This window comes from Micromonospora sp. L5, assembly GCF_000177655.2.
Taxonomy (GTDB): domain Bacteria; phylum Actinomycetota; class Actinomycetes; order Mycobacteriales; family Micromonosporaceae; genus Micromonospora; species Micromonospora aurantiaca.
Window position 1 is genome coordinate 3,655,777 of the sequence record NC_014815.1, and the last position, 15,761, is coordinate 3,671,537.

The 15,761-nt window shown below is 72.1% G+C and carries 13 protein-coding genes; 9 read left to right on the plus strand and 4 right to left on the minus strand.

Features of this window, described 5'->3' with window-relative positions; all coding sequences use genetic code 11:
• Nucleotides 1-76: 76 nt before the first annotated feature.
• Nucleotides 77-340 (minus strand): DUF6703 family protein, encoded by a 264-nt coding sequence (locus ML5_RS17315; protein ID WP_013287943.1) that lies wholly within the window; start codon nt 338-340, stop codon nt 77-79.
• 27 nt (nt 341-367) lie between these two features.
• Between ML5_RS17315 and ML5_RS17320 the strand changes: the two genes are divergently transcribed.
• The 3 genes from ML5_RS17320 (at nt 368) to ML5_RS17330 (ending at nt 2,770) form a co-directional block, all read left to right on the plus strand.
• Nucleotides 368-709, plus strand: a complete 342-nt coding sequence (locus ML5_RS17320) for an antibiotic biosynthesis monooxygenase (RefSeq protein ID WP_013287942.1) — start codon at nt 368-370, stop codon at nt 707-709.
• Between the two features lie 94 nt (nt 710-803).
• Nucleotides 804-1,277 carry a hypothetical protein gene (locus ML5_RS17325; RefSeq protein WP_013287941.1) on the plus strand — a complete coding sequence of 158 codons (474 nt, stop codon included), beginning with the start codon at nt 804-806 and terminating at the stop codon, nt 1,275-1,277.
• Between the two features lie 113 nt (nt 1,278-1,390).
• Nucleotides 1,391-2,770: a glycine--tRNA ligase gene (locus ML5_RS17330; protein WP_013475540.1), complete on the plus strand. Its 1,380-nt coding sequence runs from the start codon at nt 1,391-1,393 to the stop codon at nt 2,768-2,770.
• A gap of 65 nt (nt 2,771-2,835) precedes the next feature.
• On the opposite strand, the gene ML5_RS17335 is transcribed toward ML5_RS17330, so the two are convergent.
• A complete protein-coding gene (locus ML5_RS17335) occupies nt 2,836-3,798 on the minus strand; it encodes a type IV toxin-antitoxin system AbiEi family antitoxin domain-containing protein (protein WP_013475541.1) in 963 nt (320 codons plus the stop codon).
• 178 nt (nt 3,799-3,976) lie between these two features.
• Between ML5_RS17335 and dusB the strand changes: the two genes are divergently transcribed.
• On the plus strand, nt 3,977-5,140 hold the full coding sequence (gene dusB / locus ML5_RS17340; RefSeq protein WP_013475542.1) for a tRNA dihydrouridine synthase DusB: 1,164 nt from the start codon (nt 3,977-3,979) through the stop codon (nt 5,138-5,140).
• Between the two features lie 72 nt (nt 5,141-5,212).
• Here the strand turns inward: dusB and ML5_RS17345 are convergent, their stop codons facing one another.
• On the minus strand, nt 5,213-5,860 hold the full coding sequence (locus tag ML5_RS17345) for a C39 family peptidase (RefSeq protein ID WP_013287937.1): 648 nt from the start codon (nt 5,858-5,860) through the stop codon (nt 5,213-5,215).
• Nucleotides 5,861-6,693: 833 nt separating this feature from the next.
• A complete protein-coding gene (locus ML5_RS17350; protein WP_013475543.1) occupies nt 6,694-8,418 on the minus strand; it encodes a beta-N-acetylhexosaminidase in 1,725 nt (574 codons plus the stop codon).
• A 310-nt stretch (nt 8,419-8,728) separates the two neighbouring features.
• Between ML5_RS17350 and ppdK the strand changes: the two genes are divergently transcribed.
• The 5 genes from ppdK to ML5_RS17375 all read left to right on the plus strand — a co-directional run bounded on the left by ppdK (nt 8,729) and on the right by ML5_RS17375 (nt 15,759).
• Complete coding sequence (gene ppdK, locus ML5_RS17355) at nt 8,729-11,437, plus strand: pyruvate, phosphate dikinase (RefSeq protein ID WP_013475544.1); 2,709 nt, start codon at nt 8,729-8,731, stop codon at nt 11,435-11,437.
• 115 nt (nt 11,438-11,552) lie between these two features.
• A complete protein-coding gene (locus ML5_RS17360; RefSeq protein WP_013287934.1) occupies nt 11,553-11,906 on the plus strand; it encodes a VOC family protein in 354 nt (117 codons plus the stop codon).
• Between the two features lie 49 nt (nt 11,907-11,955).
• Nucleotides 11,956-13,182, plus strand: coding sequence for a deoxyguanosinetriphosphate triphosphohydrolase (locus ML5_RS17365; protein WP_013475545.1), 1,227 nt, complete (start codon nt 11,956-11,958; stop codon nt 13,180-13,182).
• Nucleotides 13,183-13,230: 48 nt separating this feature from the next.
• Nucleotides 13,231-14,067: a siderophore-interacting protein gene (locus ML5_RS17370; protein WP_013475546.1), complete on the plus strand. Its 837-nt coding sequence runs from the start codon at nt 13,231-13,233 to the stop codon at nt 14,065-14,067.
• Nucleotides 14,068-14,124: 57 nt separating this feature from the next.
• Nucleotides 14,125-15,759, plus strand: coding sequence for a BCCT family transporter (locus ML5_RS17375; RefSeq protein WP_013475547.1), 1,635 nt, complete (start codon nt 14,125-14,127; stop codon nt 15,757-15,759).
• Nucleotides 15,760-15,761 lie beyond the last annotated feature (2 nt).

Consider the following 15,761-nt stretch of genomic DNA (forward strand, 5'->3'; position numbering starts at 1 on the left):
CCGCGACAACGAAAACTATTGTCAAAAACGCATGATTGCATGTCAGCGCAGGTCAGCTCGGTTCTGCTTGCCCGAGTCAGCCGACCATGAGCTTCGCCAGCGCCACCGCGATCAACAAGGTGAGCATCACCAGCCGGAGCATCCGGGTCGCCGGGGCCTGCACCGGCCAGGTGACCGACATCAGCCAGACCAGCACGCCGGCCAGCACGAGCAGCAGGACGCCGCCCGCCGGGCCGGGCGCGAAGAGGCCGACAAGCACCAGGGCCAGCGCGGCCAGGAACACCGCCGTCGGGTTGAGCCGTGCCAACCGGGACAGCACAGGACTCTGCGTACGCTGCATGCCACAAACTCTACGAGGAGGAACCCCGTGCTGGTCACCAACCGCTTCGTGGTGGAAGCCGAAACGGTGGACGAGTTCACCCGTGCGGCGCACGCCGCGCTGGCCGCGCTCGCCGCCCGCCCCGGCTACCTGCGCGGTGAACTGCTGCGGGCGCTCGACGACCCGGACCACTGGGTCCTGATCACCGAGTGGGAGTCGGTCGGTGCGTACCGGCGGGCGCTCGGCGGATTCGACGTCAAGGTCACCGCCGTGCCGCTGCTCGCCCGATCGGTGGACGAGCCGTCGGCGTACGAGACGCTCGCCAGCGCCGCCCCCGAGGGTGAGATCGTCGTCGTCGCCAGCGATCGCGCCGCAGGTCCGTATCGCTGAGTGCCGGGGCACTACCCTGGCGCGTATGACCGCTCCCGGACCGGCCGCGCCACCCCCGTCATCCGTTCCGCCCGCGCTGCCGGCGGAACACGGGGTGCCCGCGCCGCCGCAGGGGCCCGGCGCCGCGCCGCCGTTCGCCGCCCCGCCCACCGAGGGCGGGCGGACACGGCTCTGGCTCGGCCTCGGCGCGGGCGCGCTCGCAGTGCTGATCTGCTGCGGTGGGGGCGGGGCGGCAGTGGTCGGCCTGGCGGTGAGCAACGCCCAGGCGATCGGTGAGCAGGGCCGGGCGGTCACGAACGACTACTACCAGGCGCTCGTGGCCCGGGAGTGGTCCAAGGCGTACGACACGCTCTGCGACGACATCCGGCGACGCGAGCCCCGACGCGAGTTCGAGCGCCGGGTGGCGACCGAGCCGCAGATCTCCGGCTACCGGGTGGGCGAGGTCGACCTCACCACGCTCACCGTGCCGGTGGACGTCACGCTCGCCGGCGGCCGGCGGGAGGCGCAGACCGTGACGCTCGCGCCGGACCAGCAGACGGGCGGCGTGGAGGTCTGCGGGGTGAGCTGACCGGCCCCCGGTATTCTGCTGGGCTCGGGACGGACACGGTCGTACCGTTGTCCCGAACAGCCCGGTTCCATCCATCTCAACCGCGCCGACCGCCAGCCGGCGTAGGAGGAAACATGCCAGCCGACCGTATCGACGCCGTCACCAGCCTCGCCAAGCGCCGGGGCTTCGTCTTTCCCTCCAGCGAGATCTACGGGGGCACCCGGTCGGCGTGGGACTACGGTCCGCTCGGCGTCGAGCTGAAGGAGAACGTCCGCCGGCAGTGGTGGCGGACCATGGTGCAGCAGCGCGACGACGTCGTCGGCCTCGACTCGGCGGTCATCCTGGCCCGCAAGGTCTGGGAGGCCAGCGGCCACATCGCCGAGTTCGTCGACCCGCTGACCGAGTGCCAGTCCTGCCACAAGCGGTTCCGGGCCGACCACCTGGAAGAGGCGTACGAGGCCAAGCACGGCAAGCCGCTGACCTCGCTGACGGAGCTGAACTGCCCCAACTGCGGCAACAAGGGCACCTTCACCGAGCCGAAGATGTTCAACGGCCTGATGAAGACCTACCTGGGCCCGGTGGAGAGCGACGAGGGCATGCACTACCTGCGCCCGGAGACCGCCCAGGGCATCTTCGTCAACTACAAGAACGTGGAGACGGTCGCCCGCAAGAAGCCGCCGTTCGGCATCGCGCAGACCGGCAAGTCGTTCCGCAACGAGATCACCCCCGGCAACTTCATCTTCCGGACCCGCGAGTTTGAGCAGATGGAGATGGAGTTCTTCGTCGAGCCGGGCACCGACGAGCAGTGGCACGAGTACTGGCTCTCCGAGCGCTGGAACTGGTACCTCGACCTGGGCCTGTCCGAGGAGAACCTGCGCTTCTACGAGCACCCCAAGGAGAAGCTCTCCCACTACTCGAAGCGCACCGTCGACATCGAGTACCGGTTCCGGTTCGGCGGCAGCGAGTTCGCCGAGCTGGAGGGCATCGCCAACCGCACCGACTTCGACCTGTCCACGCACAGCAAGCACTCCGGCGTCGACCTGTCGTACTTCGACCAGGGCAAGGGCGAGCGCTGGATGCCGTACGTGATCGAGCCGGCCGCCGGCCTCACCCGCGCGGTGCTGGCGTTCCTGCTCGAGGCGTACGACGAGGACGAGGCGCCGAACACCAAGGGCGGCGTGGACAAGCGCACCGTCATGCGGTTCGACCCGCGCCTGGCCCCGGTCAAGGTCGCCGTGCTGCCGCTGTCGCGCAACGAGGCGCTGTCGCCGAAGGCCAAGCAGCTCGCCACCGACCTGCGCAAGCGCTGGGTGGTCGAGTTCGACGACTCGCAGGCGATCGGCCGCCGCTACCGCCGGCAGGACGAGATCGGCACGCCGTTCTGCGTCACAGTCGACTTCGACACGCTCGACGACAACGCGGTCACGGTCCGGAACCGGGACACGATGGCCCAGGAGCGCGTCTCGCTGGACCAGGTCGAGCGCTACCTGATCGAGCGCCTGCCCGGCTGCTGACCTGATGTAAGGAAGGGCCCCTTCTTAACGCCTCGCGTAGAGAAGGGGCCCCTTCTTAACACCCCTCATCCGGGGGAGATCGGCTCCGCCCGTACGCCGGTCCCGGCGCCCAGCCCGCGCCGGGCCGCGTACGCGTCCTCCACCATGCGCCGCACACGGCCCGGCTCCCTGCGGATCTGCGCCGGCGTGAAGTGCAGGATGAGCACCCCGTACCGGCTCAGCTCGTTGTGCCGGTCCAGCGTCCGCGCCCAGTCGTTCGGGCTGAGGTGGTACTCCCGCGAGTCGACCTCCAGCGCCACCGCGCACTCGGCGAGGTAGCCGTCCGGCGTCGGCAGCCGGGTGCCGTCGGCCGCCGACAGCCGCGGGTTCCACAGGATCCCGCCGAGCACGCCGCTGGCGCCCAGGCACTCCCGCAGCTCCGTCTCCGGCGCCGAGCGGACCCCATCGGTGATCTCCGCGAACGCCTTCCGGATCAGGGCGGTGCGGCTCCGCCGGGCCCGGCGGATCTCCGCGTCCAGGCTGTCCAGGTCGGTGAAACCGCGCTGCACGGCCTCGGCCACCGTCGCCCGTACCGGCCGCAGCCGGCGCAGGTCGCGGGCCGCGTCCACGACCGCCCTGGCCGGCGAGCACACCGGGTACAGCGCGGTCCGCCGGGCCCGCGGATCAAGCTCCAGGGCCCGCGCGATCACCGCGTGACCGGCCGAGCGGCGCCGCACGTGGTGCGGCAGGATCAGGTGTACGTCAGCGGTGCGCGGACTGTGCCGGAAGCCGTACCAGATCAGGGCGGCCAGGCCGGTGAGCTGGGCGTCGGCGCCCGCGTAGAGCGCCGCCGAGATTCGTCGTTGCTCGTCGGTGAGGGTGCCGGTGACGAGCGCGTACGTGGCCGGCAGCACGCGCTGCCACAGGCCGCGCCGGGTCTGCCGGTACAGGTACATGTCGTCGTATCCGACGCCGAGTAGCTGCGTCCGGGTGACGATCTGCTGCTGGCGCTCGGCCAGGTCGCTGAGTTCGGGTGGCTGTTCGCGCATGCCCGGCAGCGTGCGGGCTCGACCGCTGCTCCTCCTGCCCGTCCGCCCGTCCTGTGGACAGCCGCCCCGGTTGTGGAGAACGCCCGCCGGGCTGGCCGGCTGTGATATGTGCCCTGTTAACAAGGGGCCCCTGCTCTACCGGAGACGTTAAGAAGGGGCCCTTCCTTACACTTGTGCGGTGACTGCCCCGACCCTGCCCGCGTTGACCATCGGCCCGCACCGGGTGTGGCCGCCGGTGGTGCTCGCGCCGATGGCCGGGATCACCAACGTCGGCTTCCGCCGGCTCTGCCGTGAGCAGGGCGGCGGCATCTACGTCTGCGAGATGATCACCACCCGTGCGCTCGTCGAGCGGAACCCGAAGACGCTGCGCATGATCGCCTTCGGCGCCGAGGAGAAGCCCCGCAGCCTCCAGCTCTACGGCACCGACCCGGAGATCACCGCCGCCGCCGTGCGGATCGTGGTCGAGCGCGACCTGGCCGACCACATCGACCTGAACTTCGGCTGCCCGGTGCCCAAGGTGACCCGCCGGGGCGGCGGCTCGGCCCTGCCGTGGCGCCGCCGGCTGTTCGCCCGGCTGGTCAGGGCCGCGGTGGACGCCGCGTCACCCGCCGGGGTGCCGGTCACCGTCAAGATGCGCAAGGGCATCGACGACGATCACCTGACGTACGTCGAGGCAGGGCTGGCGGCCCAGGACGCGGGCGTCGCGGCGGTCGCCCTGCACGGGCGTACGGCCGCGCAGCGCTACTCCGGCACCGCCGACTGGGACGCGATCGCCACGCTCAAGGCGGCGCTCGACGTGCCGGTGCTCGGCAACGGCGACATCTGGGAGGCCGACGACGCGCTGCGGATGGTCGCGCACACCGGCGTCGACGGCGTGGTGATCGGGCGCGGCTGCCTGGGCCGGCCGTGGCTGTTCGCCGACCTGGAGGCCGCGTTCAACGGGAGCGCCGAGCGGCGGCTACCGAGCCTCGGCGAGGTGGCGGTGACCATGCGGCGGCACGCCGAGCTGCTGGTGGAGCAGTTCGTGGCGGGCGCGCGCAACCCGGCCCGTGGCGAGCGGGACGGCTGCACCGACTTCCGCAAGCACGTCGCCTGGTACCTGAAGGGCTTCCCGATCGGCAGCGAACTGCGCCGCTCGCTCGCCATGATCGAGAGCCTGGCGCAGCTCGACGACCTGCTCGGCAAGCTCGACCCGGCCGTACCGTTCCCGGTGGAGAACCTCGGCCAGCCGCGCGGCCGCACCAACTCCCCGGGCAAGGTCTTCCTGCCCGACGGCTGGCTGGCCAGCCGCGACGACGACACCCCGCCCGACGGCGCGGAGCTGGACGACTCGGGCGGCTGACCGCTGACCCCGGGACACGCCGAAGGGCCCGACCCCCGTTCCGGGGTCGGGCCCTTCGTCATTGTCACTCGGTCAGGAGCTGTAGCCGCGGCTGGCGATCCAGCGGGCGAGCTCGTCCACGTCGATCCGGTAGGAGGCCTGGTCCGGGTTCGCCGAGTCGGCGATCGTCACGACCTTGCCGCCGTCGCGGTAGCCGACCACGCTGATGTAGTGGCCACCCTCGAACGAGTGGGTGGTGCCGTCGGTGTCGGTCGCGGTGCCGGCGATGTTCGCCACCACGGCCCGGCCGTCGTCCACAGTGCGCACCACGTCGGCACGCAGCTTCTCCACCTTGTCACCGACCTTGTCCACCGGGATCTCGGTCGACTTGTAGACGTCCTTACCGGTCTCCTTGTTGAGCACCGGCGTGATGTCGTTGATGGAGTTGGTGCCGGCCTCGGTGGTGCCCATCTCCTTGGCCATGGCGTCCACGTCGATGTTCTTGCCCTGCACGCTCAGCGCGTTACGGGCCGCGGCCGGGCCACAGAAGTAGAAGTTGGGCTGCGCCTCGTAGCGCACGTCCAGCTCACGCTCGCCGTGCTTGCGGTCGGTGGTGACGACCTGGGCGGCGCGCTCGGCCGGGGTGGCCTGGGCGGCGATGGCGGGGCCGGCGATGCCACCGGCGGTGGCGGCGATACCGGCGACGGTCAGAGCGGTCTTGCGCAGCAGAGTGGTAGCCATGATCAGTTGCCTCTCTGTCGGGGGTACGCGGCGATGGGGGATGCCGCGAATAAAGATCAGGTGGCCCGGTATGTGCGTCGGGCCGGTGGCTCGCTCGGGCGACCAGGGGGGGTGGCCTGCTCCGGCGGCTCGGGGATGTAACGACCGGGGGCCCCGGGGTGATTCCCGGGGAGTGCTGCCCGGCGGTGGGGCCGGCTCGACAGGCGCTGTCGGCCTGCTCGGCGGCTCCGGGGATGTAACGACCGGCGTCCCGGCCTGATTCCCGGCCCGAGGGGGCGGGCGGTCGGCGGGTGCGGCGCGGTCTGCCATGTACAACGCCCCGCACCCACCCCCGATTCCACCCCACGGGTGACCCCGACCACCCCGAATCCGGACACCGAGCTCATCAGGGCTGCCGCCGACACCGAACCCCGCCCGCCCTCGCCGCAGTCACCCCGCCCCGGCCACCTCAAGGGCTCCCCCCAACCCCCCACCCCGTTGATCAAGGAGTTTGTGTCCGTCTGAGGCCGCGCACCGGGCACAAACTCCTTGATCACCGGTCCGATGGGAGGGGAGTGAGTCGCCTTGGTGCCCGATGTCGGGCTCTGGGCGGGTGAGCTTCGAGATCTTGGTAGATCGGCGCCCCTCCGAGGGCCGTTCCGTACCAAGATCTTCGGGGCGCTCGGGGCGCTCGGGGCGCTCGGGGCGCTCGGGATGGAGTGCGCGACGGCGAGGGGCGGCTGGATGTCGCCGGCCCGGGGATGAGGGCGTCGATCATGAAGTTGACGGCGTTTTGTGTCCGGTTTGTCGCCGTCAACTTCATGATCGACGGGGTTCGGCGCCCCGGTGTGCGGTCAGGGGGTGGTGGTGGGGGTGGGGGTGGGCTGGGTGGGGATCTGGGCTGGGGTGGTGGGCCAGGGGATCTCGGGGGAGGGGTGGAAGGCGATGCCGGCTGTGGACCAGCGCGGGCCGTGTGCGGCCAGCCGGCTGCGGAACCGGGACCAGTCGTGCGTCTCGCGCGGTGACCAGCCGAGTTCGGCGACGGCGGGCAGGCGCGGGAAGAGCATGAACTCGACCTCGGCCGGCGTCGTGATCGACTCGGTCCACAGCGGCGCCTCCACACCCAGCACCGCCTCGGCCGGTACGCCCCGCACGTGGCTGCCCGGATCCCACTCGTACGCCCGGCGCACGTCGATCAGACCGGCCCAGTCGTGTCCGATCGGGGTGTCCGGGGCGTACTTCATGTCCAGGTACGCGTGGTTGCCGGGGGAGAGGATCAGCCGGGCGCCACGGCGTACCGCGTCGGCGGTCTCCGGGTCGTCACCGTTCGTGCCCCACCACTGCAGGACGCGCCCGTCGACGTGTGCGGCCGGGGCGAGCTGGTGCCAGCCGACGACGGTCTTGCCGGTGGCGGCCACCAGCCGCTGCGCCCGCTCCACGAAGGAGCGGTAGCTGTCGGCCGGCACCTTGAACGCCTCGTCGCCGCCGAGGTGCAGCCACGGCCCGGGCGTCGACGCGGCCACCTCGCCGACCACGTCCGCGACGAAGGCGTACGTCCGCTCGTCGGCGGGGTCGACGAAGCTGAAGCCGACCTCGGTGCCGGTGTACGGCGGTGGCGCGATCTTGCCGGGCGCCAGTTCGGGGTACGCGACCAGCGCCGCGTTGGTGTGGCCCGGCAGGTCGATCTCGGGCACCACTGTGACGTGGCGGCGGGCGGCGTACGCGACGATGCGGCGGTAGTCGTCACGTGTGTACCAGCCGCCGGGGCCGCCGCCGACCGCTGTCGTGCCGCCGACCTCGGCGAGCCGTGGCCAGGAGTCGACGGCGATCCGCCAGCCCTGGTCGTCGGTGAGGTGCAGGTGCAGGTGGTTGAGCTTGTAGCGGGCCAGGTGGTCGACCACCCGCAGCACGTCCTCGACCGCGAAGAAGTGGCGGGCGACGTCGAGCATCGCGCCCCGGTAGGGGAAGCGCGGCCGGTCGACGATCGTGCCGCCGGGTACCGCCCAGCGCGCGGCGACGGCGGTCGGGCTCTCGATCGGCGCGGGTAGCAGCTGCCGCAGCGTCTGCGCGCCGTGGAACAGCCCGGCCGGGGTGGCGGCGGTGATCCGGACGCCGCCGGTGGTCACGTCGAGGCGGTAGCCCTCGTCCCCGAGCCGCGCGTCGTCCGGCTCGCCGGGCCGGGCGGGAACCGCCGCGGACAGCGTGAGCGTCAGCGGGCCGTCCTCGCCGGTGTCGGCGACCGGGAGCGGGAAGCCGGTGGCCGGGCGCAGCCAGCCGGCGAGCTGCTCGGCCACGTCCCGCCCGGCGGGGCTGACCCGCAGCACCGCGTCCGCGCTCAGCGTGAAGTCGTCGGCCGGGTCCGGGCGCACGTGCTCGGGCGCCGGCACCACGTCGCCGAGCCGGACCGGCGCCGGTCCGGCGAGCGCCTCGGCGGCCCGGCCCGCGGCGTCGCGGGCCAGCTCGGCCGCGGGTGCCGGCACACCGGGCAGCGGCACAGCGGGTACGTCGCTGGAAGGGCTGGTGGGACGGGTGTCGGTCGGCTCCGGCCCGGTCTCCGGGGCGGCGGGGTTGGTCGGCACGGCGACGGCTCCGAGGGTGTATTCGCGCGGGATATGGCAAAGGTCAGGTTCCGCGAGATGCAGTGACGTCAAGAGTACGAGGGGAATCGGAATTGCGTGATCGTGCTCGTGGAAGCGTTCCCAAAAACCCGTACGAACGCGGATTGTGGTGACCGTTGTGCCGAAAGTCACCGAACGCTCCCAGGTTTCTCGAAACTCGCCTAGCCTTCGCCCCACCGACGCTGACGAGCCGGGATTACCGGTGGTCACTACCGGGGTATGTCCGAACTGAACCTTCGTTAAGTGTCAATGGCGCGCGTGGGAGGCTCCGGTGGCAGCGCACGATCCGGTCGAGCAGAAGTACGTCTACGACTTCGCCGAGGGCAACAAGGATCTCAAGGATCTGCTCGGCGGCAAGGGGGCCAACCTGGCCGAGATGACGAATCTCGGCCTGCCGGTTCCGCCCGGCTTCACGATCACCACCGAGGCCTGCAAGGCGTACCTGACGACCGGGCGCGAGCCGGACGGCCTGGCCGCCCAGATCGAGGCGCACCTGGAGTCCCTGGAGCGCGAGATGGGCCGGCGCCTCGGCGACCCGGACGACCCGCTGCTGGTCTCGGTACGTTCCGGCGCCAAGTTCTCCATGCCGGGCATGATGGAGACCGTCCTCAACGTCGGCCTCAACGACCGCAGCGTGGTCGGCCTGAGCAACCAGGCGGGCGGGAACGACCGGTTCGCCTGGGACTCGTACCGGCGGCTGATCCAGATGTTCGGCAAGACCGTCTGCGAGGTGCCGGGCGAGGAGTTCGAGCACGCGCTCGACGAGATCAAGCGCGCCAAGGGCACGCACAACGACCTCGACCTGGACGCCGATGACCTGCGCGGGCTTGTCGACGCGTACAAGCAGATCTTCGCGAAGCACACCGGCCGCGAGTTCCCGCAGGAGCCGCGCGAGCAGCTCGACCTCGCCATCCGCGCGGTCTTCGACTCGTGGAACGCGGAACGGGCGATCCTCTACCGCCGCCAGGAGCGCATCCCGGCCGACCTGGGCACCGCCGTCAACGTGGTGACGATGGTCTTCGGCAACCTCGGTCCCGACTCCGGTACCGGCGTCGCGTTCACCCGCGACCCGGGCAGCGGCGCGCAGGGCATCTACGGCGACTACCTCGCCAACGCCCAGGGTGAGGACGTGGTCGCCGGCATCCGCAACACGGTGCCGTTGCAGGAGCTGGAGCAGCTCGACAAGACCTCCTACGACCAACTGCTCGGCATCATGGCCCGGCTGGAGGAGCACTACAAGGACCTCTGCGACATCGAGTTCACCATCGAGCGCGGCAAGCTCTGGATGCTCCAGACCCGCGTCGGCAAGCGCACCGCCGCCGCCGCGTTCGTCATCGCCGGGCAGCTCGTCGACGAGGGTCTGATCGACCTGGACGAGGCGCTGCACCGGGTCAACGGCGCGCAGCTCGCCCAGTTGATGTTCCCGCGCTTCCAGCTCGACCACGAGTTCGAGCCGGTGGCCAAGGGCATCGGCGCCTCCCCGGGTGCCGCGTCCGGCAAGGTCGTCTTCACCTCGGCCCGGGCGGTCGAGCTGGCCGCCGAGGGGGAGTCGGTGATCCTGGTCCGCCGGGAGACCAACCCGGACGACCTCAACGGCATGATCGCCGCCAAGGGGATCCTCACCTCCCGGGGCGGCAAGACCAGCCACGCCGCCGTGGTGGCCCGCGGCATGGGCAAGACCTGCGTCTCCGGCGCCGACGAGCTGGAAGTGAACGTACCGGCGAAGAAGTTCACTGTGGGCGACCACGTGGTGAACGAGGGCGACGTGGTCTCGATCGACGGCACCACCGGCAAGGTCTACCTCGGCGAGGTGCCGGTCATGCCGTCCGAGGTGGTGCAGTACTTCGAGGGCGAACTCGACCCGGAGAACACCGACGACGCGCTGGTCCGCTCCGTACACCGGATCATGACGCACGCCGACGCCGCGCGGCGGCTGCGGGTGCGCACGAACGCCGACACCGGCGCGGACGCGGCCCGGGCGCGGCGCTTCGGCGCCGAGGGCATCGGCCTGTGCCGCACCGAGCACATGTTCCTCGGCGACCGGCGCGAGCTGGTCGAGCGGCTCATCCTGGCCTCCGGCGAGCAGGAGCGGGAGGACGCGCTCGCCGCGCTGCTGCCGCTGCAGCGGGCCGACTTCATCGAGATCTTCCGCGAGATGGACGGCCTGCCGGTCACCGTGCGGCTGATCGACCCGCCGCTGCACGAGTTCCTGCCCCCGCTGGAACAGCTCGCGGTCAACGTCGCGGTGGCACAGGAGCGCGGCGAGGACGTGGCCAAGGAGGAGGCGCTGCTCGCCGCCGTGCGGCGGATGCACGAGGAGAACCCGATGCTGGGCCTGCGCGGCGTCCGGCTCGGCCTGGTCATCCCCGGCCTGTTCGCCATGCAGGTCCGCGCGATCGCGGAGGCCGCCGTCGCGGTCGTCCGCGACGGCGGCAAGGCCTGTCCGGAGATCATGGTGCCGCTGGTCGGGGCCGTGCAGGAGCTGGAGACGGTACGCGCCGAGGCCGAGCGGATCATCGCCGAGGTGGTCGGGGACAGCGGCGTCGAGGTGCTGATCGGCACGATGATCGAGGTGCCCCGGGCGGCGCTGACCGCCGGGCAGATCGCCGAGGCGGCCGAGTTCTTCTCCTTCGGCACCAACGACCTGACCCAGATGGGCTGGGGCTTCTCCCGCGACGACGTGGAGGGCGCGTTCTTCTGGCGCTACCTGGAGCTGGGCATCTTCGGTATCTCGCCGTTCGAGTCGATCGACACCGACGGCGTCGGCCGGCTGGTGCGCATCGCCGCCGAGGAGGGCCGGGCGGCCCGTCCGGGCCTGAAGCTCGGCGTCTGCGGCGAGCACGGCGGCGACCCGGACTCGGTGCACTTCTTCCACGAGGTCGGCCTGGACTACGTCTCCTGCTCGCCGTTCCGGGTGCCGGTGGCCCGGCTGGAGGCAGGCCGCGCGTCGATCACCACCACCGGTTCGGACTCCCGCTGACGCGGCGCGGGGCCGCCGGTGCTCGCCGGCGGCCCCGCGTACGCCCGGCGCGCCTTTCCGGCCTCCTCGGCGTAGCCTGAGCTTCCGCCACGTGTCGATCAGGAGGGGTGGCCGCATGACCGCCGTCTGGGAGAACCTGACCATCGACGCCCGGGATCCGTCCCGGCTCGCCAGTTGGTGGGCGGAGGCCCTCGGCTATCAGGTGATCACCGACAAGCCGGACGAAGTGGAGATCCGCCGGACCCCCGACACGACGCCCGGTCTCGTCTTCGTCCCGGTCTCCGGGCCGAAGGAGGGGAAGAACCGGCTGCACATCGACCTGCGCCCGGCCGACATGGAGGCCGAGGTGGAGCGCCTCGTCGACATGGGCGCCCGGCACGTCGACATCGGCCAGGGGGACGTGGAGTGGACGGTGCTCGCCGACCCGGAGGGCAACGAGTTCTGCGTGCTCCGGGAGCGCGAGGAGTGAGCCGGTCTTGCGAGCCCCGCAGTCGCGACCCTCTGCCAGTCCGGGAGAAATGAGCGACGCGGCGCGGCTGGTCGACGAGGCGCCCAAGGACACCGGGTACGGCCGGTCGCCGTTCGAGCGGGACCGCGCCCGCGTGCTGCACTCGGCGGCGTTCCGCCGGCTCGCCGCGAAGACCCAGGTGCACACCGCCGGGACGAACGACTTCCTGCGTACCCGGCTGACCCACTCGCTGGAGGTCGCGCAGATCGCCCGCGAGATGGGCGCCCGGCTGGGCTGCGACCCGGACGTGGTGGACACCGCCGGGCTGGCGCACGACCTGGGCCACCCGCCGTTCGGGCACAACGGCGAGTACGCCCTGGACGAGCTGGCCGCCGACTGCGGCGGCTTCGAGGGCAACGCGCAGACGCTGCGGGTGCTCACCCGGCTGGAGGCGAAGGTGCTCGCCCCGGACGGGCGCTCGGCCGGGCTGAACCTGACCCGGGCCGCGCTGGACGCGGTGAGCAAGTACCCGTGGCCGCGCCGCCCCGGCGAGCGCAAGTTCGGCGTGTACGCCGACGACCGCCCGGTCTTCGACTGGCTGCGCGAAGGCGCCCCGCCGGGCGACCGGCGCTGTCTGGAGGCCCAGGTGATGGACTGGGCCGACGACGTGGCGTACTCGGTGCACGACGTCGAGGACGGCATCCACGGCGGGTACGTCGACCTGCGCCCGCTGCTGGCCGACGCGGACGAGCGGCGGGCGCTCTGCGCCGACGTGGCCGCCGCCTACTCGGGTGAGGCGCCGGAGGATCTGGGCGAGGTGCTCGCCGGCCTGCTGGCCGATCCGGTGCTCGCCCCGCTTGCCGCGTACGACGGCAGCCACCGCGCGCTCGCCGCGTTGAAGGCCACCACGAGCGTGCTCACCGGCCGGTTCGTCGCCGGCGTGGTGGCCGCGACCGAGCAGCGCCACGGTCCCGGCCCGCACCGCCGCTACGACGCCGACCTGGAGGTGCCGCGCCGGATCCGGGCGCAGTGCGCGCTGCTCAAGGGCATCGCGCTGCGGTACGTGATGCGCCGCCCCGGCGCCGGGGACCGCTACGCGCGGCAGCGCGACGTCCTGACCGGGCTGGTCGCGGCGCTGCTGGACCGGGCGCCGGATGCGCTCGACCCGGTGTTCGCGCCGCTGTGGCGTGACGCGGCGGACGACGCCGCGCGGCTGCGCGTGGTGATCGACCAGGTCGCCTCGCTCACCGATCCGGCCGCGCTGGCCTGGCACGCCCGCCTGGTGTCGCCGAGCTGACCGCATCGTGCCCGGGGCGAGCCATCGAACTTAGGCTAGCCTAAGCGCATGACGGATCGCCCGAAGAAGCTCACCGCCGCCACGGTCGTCCGGACCACGCGGCCCACCCCACACCTGATCCGCCTGGTCCTGGGCGGCGCCGAGCTGGCCGGGCTGCCGGTGGGCGCGTACACCGACCACTACGTGAAGTTCGTCTTCCCGCCGGCCGGGGTGACCTACCCGGACCCGGTCGACCTGGCCACGATCAAGCGGGAGTTCCCGGCGGAGCAGTGGCCGCGCCTGCGCGCGTACACGGTCCGGGCCTGGGACGCCGCGGCCGGTGAGATGACTGTCGACGTGGTGCACCACGGCGACGAGGGTCTGGCCGGGCCGTGGGCGGCGGCGCTGCGTCCCGGCGACCGGGTGTTGTTCACCGGGCCGGGCGGCGCGTACGCGCCGGACCCGGCTGCCGACTGGCACCTGCTGGCGGGCGACGAGAGCGCGCTGCCGGCCATCGCCGCCGCCCTGGAACGGCTGCCGGTGGGCGCGCCCGCGAAGGTGTACGTCGAGGTCGGCGGCCCGGCCGACGAGCTGCCCCTGACCAGCGCGGGTGAGGTCGAGGTGTGCTGGTTGCACCGCGACGGGCGTCCGTACGGCGAGCCGCTGGTCGAGGCGGTCCGGGCGCTGGCGTTCCCGCCCGGCCGGGTGCACGCGTTCGTGCACGGTGAGGCCGGGGCGATGAAGGAGCTGCGGCGGCTGCTGCGCGTCGAGCGCGGCGTGCCCCGGGGCGACCTGTCCATCTCCGGCTACTGGCGGCGTGGCATGGACGACGAGGGCTGGCGGTCCACCAAGCCGGCCTGGAACGCCGCAGTGGAGGCCGAGGAGGCAGCCGCCGTCGTGTCCTGACGTGGTTCCTGCGGCATTCCGGCGCGGCGGTGCGCCCGGCCCGCCGACGATGGAGGCATGACGGGACAATCGGGGCGGCGGGCCGTTGCCCAGCGGGTAGACCGGGTGGTGCTCGGCGCCGGGGTAGCCGGTGTGCTCGCGGTGGTGCTGTGGGGCGTGTTCGCCCGGGGTTCACTGGCCCGGTTCGGTGAGTCCGGCCTGGCCTGGGCCGTGAGCACGTTCGGCTGGTTCTTCGTGGTCGCGGCCGACGCCTTTCTGGTGCTGGCGGTCGTCGTGGCCGCCTCCCGGTTCGGCCGGATCCGGCTGGGCGCCGACGACGACGAGCCGGAGTTCAACACCCTGGCCTGGGTCGCCATGATGTTCAGCGCCGGCATGGGCATCGGCCTGGTGTTCTTCGCCGTCGCCGAACCGATGCAGCACTACGCCACGCCGCCGCCGGCCTCCGGAGTCGAGCCGCAGACCGGCGCCGCCGCCTCGGCGGCCATGCAGTACACGCTCTTCCACTGGACGCTGCACCCGTGGGGCATCTACGCGATCGCGGCGCTGGCCCTGGCGTACTCGACGTTCCGCAAGGGGCGGGGCAACCGGATCTCGTCCGCGTTCGCGCCGCTGCTCGGGGACCGGACCGACGGCCCGCTCGGCCGCGGGATCGACCTGCTCGCCGTCTTCGCCACCGTGTTCGGCTCCGCGACCAGTCTCGGGCTGGGTGCGCTCCAGGTGGCGGCCGGCCTCGACCTGGTGGCCGGGGTGCCGGACAGCCGGGCCGTCGAGTTGACGATCATCGGAGCGCTCACGCTCGCCTTCGTCGTGTCCGCCTTCTCCGGACTGCACCGGGGCGTCAAGTGGCTGTCCACCACGAACGTGCTGATCGCCGTCGCGCTGATGCTGTTCGTGTTCGTGGTCGGTCCGACCGTCTACACGCTGGAGGTGCTGCCGGCCTCGGTCGGTGACTATCTGAGCGGCCTGGTGCGCATGTCGACGCGTACCGGGGCGTTCTCCGACCCGGCCTGGCTGGGCTCGTGGACCGTCTTCTACTGGGCGTGGTGGATCTCCTGGGCGCCGTTCGTGGGCACGTTCATCGCCCGCATCTCGCGCGGCCGTACGGTCCGTCAGTTCCTGATCGGGGTGCTGCTGATACCCAGCGGCGCGAGCACCGTCTGGTTCGCGGTGATGGGCGGGACCGCCCTGCGTACGCAGACCACTGGCACCCGGGACCTGGTGGCGGACGTGGGCGCCGGTTCCGAGCAGGCGCTGTTTGGGCTGCTCGACGCGCTGCCCCTGGCCACGCTGACGAGCGTGCTCGCCATGGTGCTGATCGCGCTCTACTTCGTCACCAGCGCGGACTCCGCGTCGCTGGTGCTCGGCTCGCTCAGCTCGCGCGGCGCGCTGCGGCCACATCGCGGGGTGGTGGTGCTCTGGGGCGTGCTGATCGGCGCGGTCGCGGCGGCGTTGCTGCTGGCCGGTGGCCTGGCCGCGCTGCAGCAGGCGACCATCCTGGTCGCGTTGCCGTTCGTCGTGGTGATGCTGGGCCTGGCCGTCGCGGTGCTCCGGGAGATGGCCGCCGATCCGATGCTGCGCGCCGGGCCCCGGCCCCGCCGTTCCGGCCTGGCCGCCGCGGTGAACGCGGCCCGGTCGTACGAGGAGGAGGATCCGGCTCCCGTCACGCGCTGGTTCCATCGCCCCCGCCCCTGAGT

Excerpts from the sequence above, each read along its gene's own strand:
- ML5_RS17335 (WP_013475541.1), bottom strand. The coding sequence starts at position 3,798 with ATGCGCGAACAGCCACCCGAACTCAGCGACCTGGCCGAGCGCCAGCAG.
- ML5_RS17375 (WP_013475547.1), top strand. The coding sequence starts at position 14,125 with ATGACGGGACAATCGGGGCGGCGGGCCGTTGCCCAGCGGGTAGACCGG.
- ML5_RS17330 (WP_013475540.1), top strand. The coding sequence starts at position 1,391 with ATGCCAGCCGACCGTATCGACGCCGTCACCAGCCTCGCCAAGCGCCGG.
- ML5_RS17360 (WP_013287934.1), top strand. The coding sequence starts at position 11,553 with ATGACCGCCGTCTGGGAGAACCTGACCATCGACGCCCGGGATCCGTCC.
- ML5_RS17365 (WP_013475545.1), top strand. The coding sequence starts at position 11,956 with ATGAGCGACGCGGCGCGGCTGGTCGACGAGGCGCCCAAGGACACCGGG.
- ML5_RS17345 (WP_013287937.1), bottom strand. The coding sequence starts at position 5,860 with ATGGCTACCACTCTGCTGCGCAAGACCGCTCTGACCGTCGCCGGTATC.
- ML5_RS17315 (WP_013287943.1), bottom strand. The coding sequence starts at position 340 with ATGCAGCGTACGCAGAGTCCTGTGCTGTCCCGGTTGGCACGGCTCAAC.
- ML5_RS17370 (WP_013475546.1), top strand. The coding sequence starts at position 13,231 with ATGACGGATCGCCCGAAGAAGCTCACCGCCGCCACGGTCGTCCGGACC.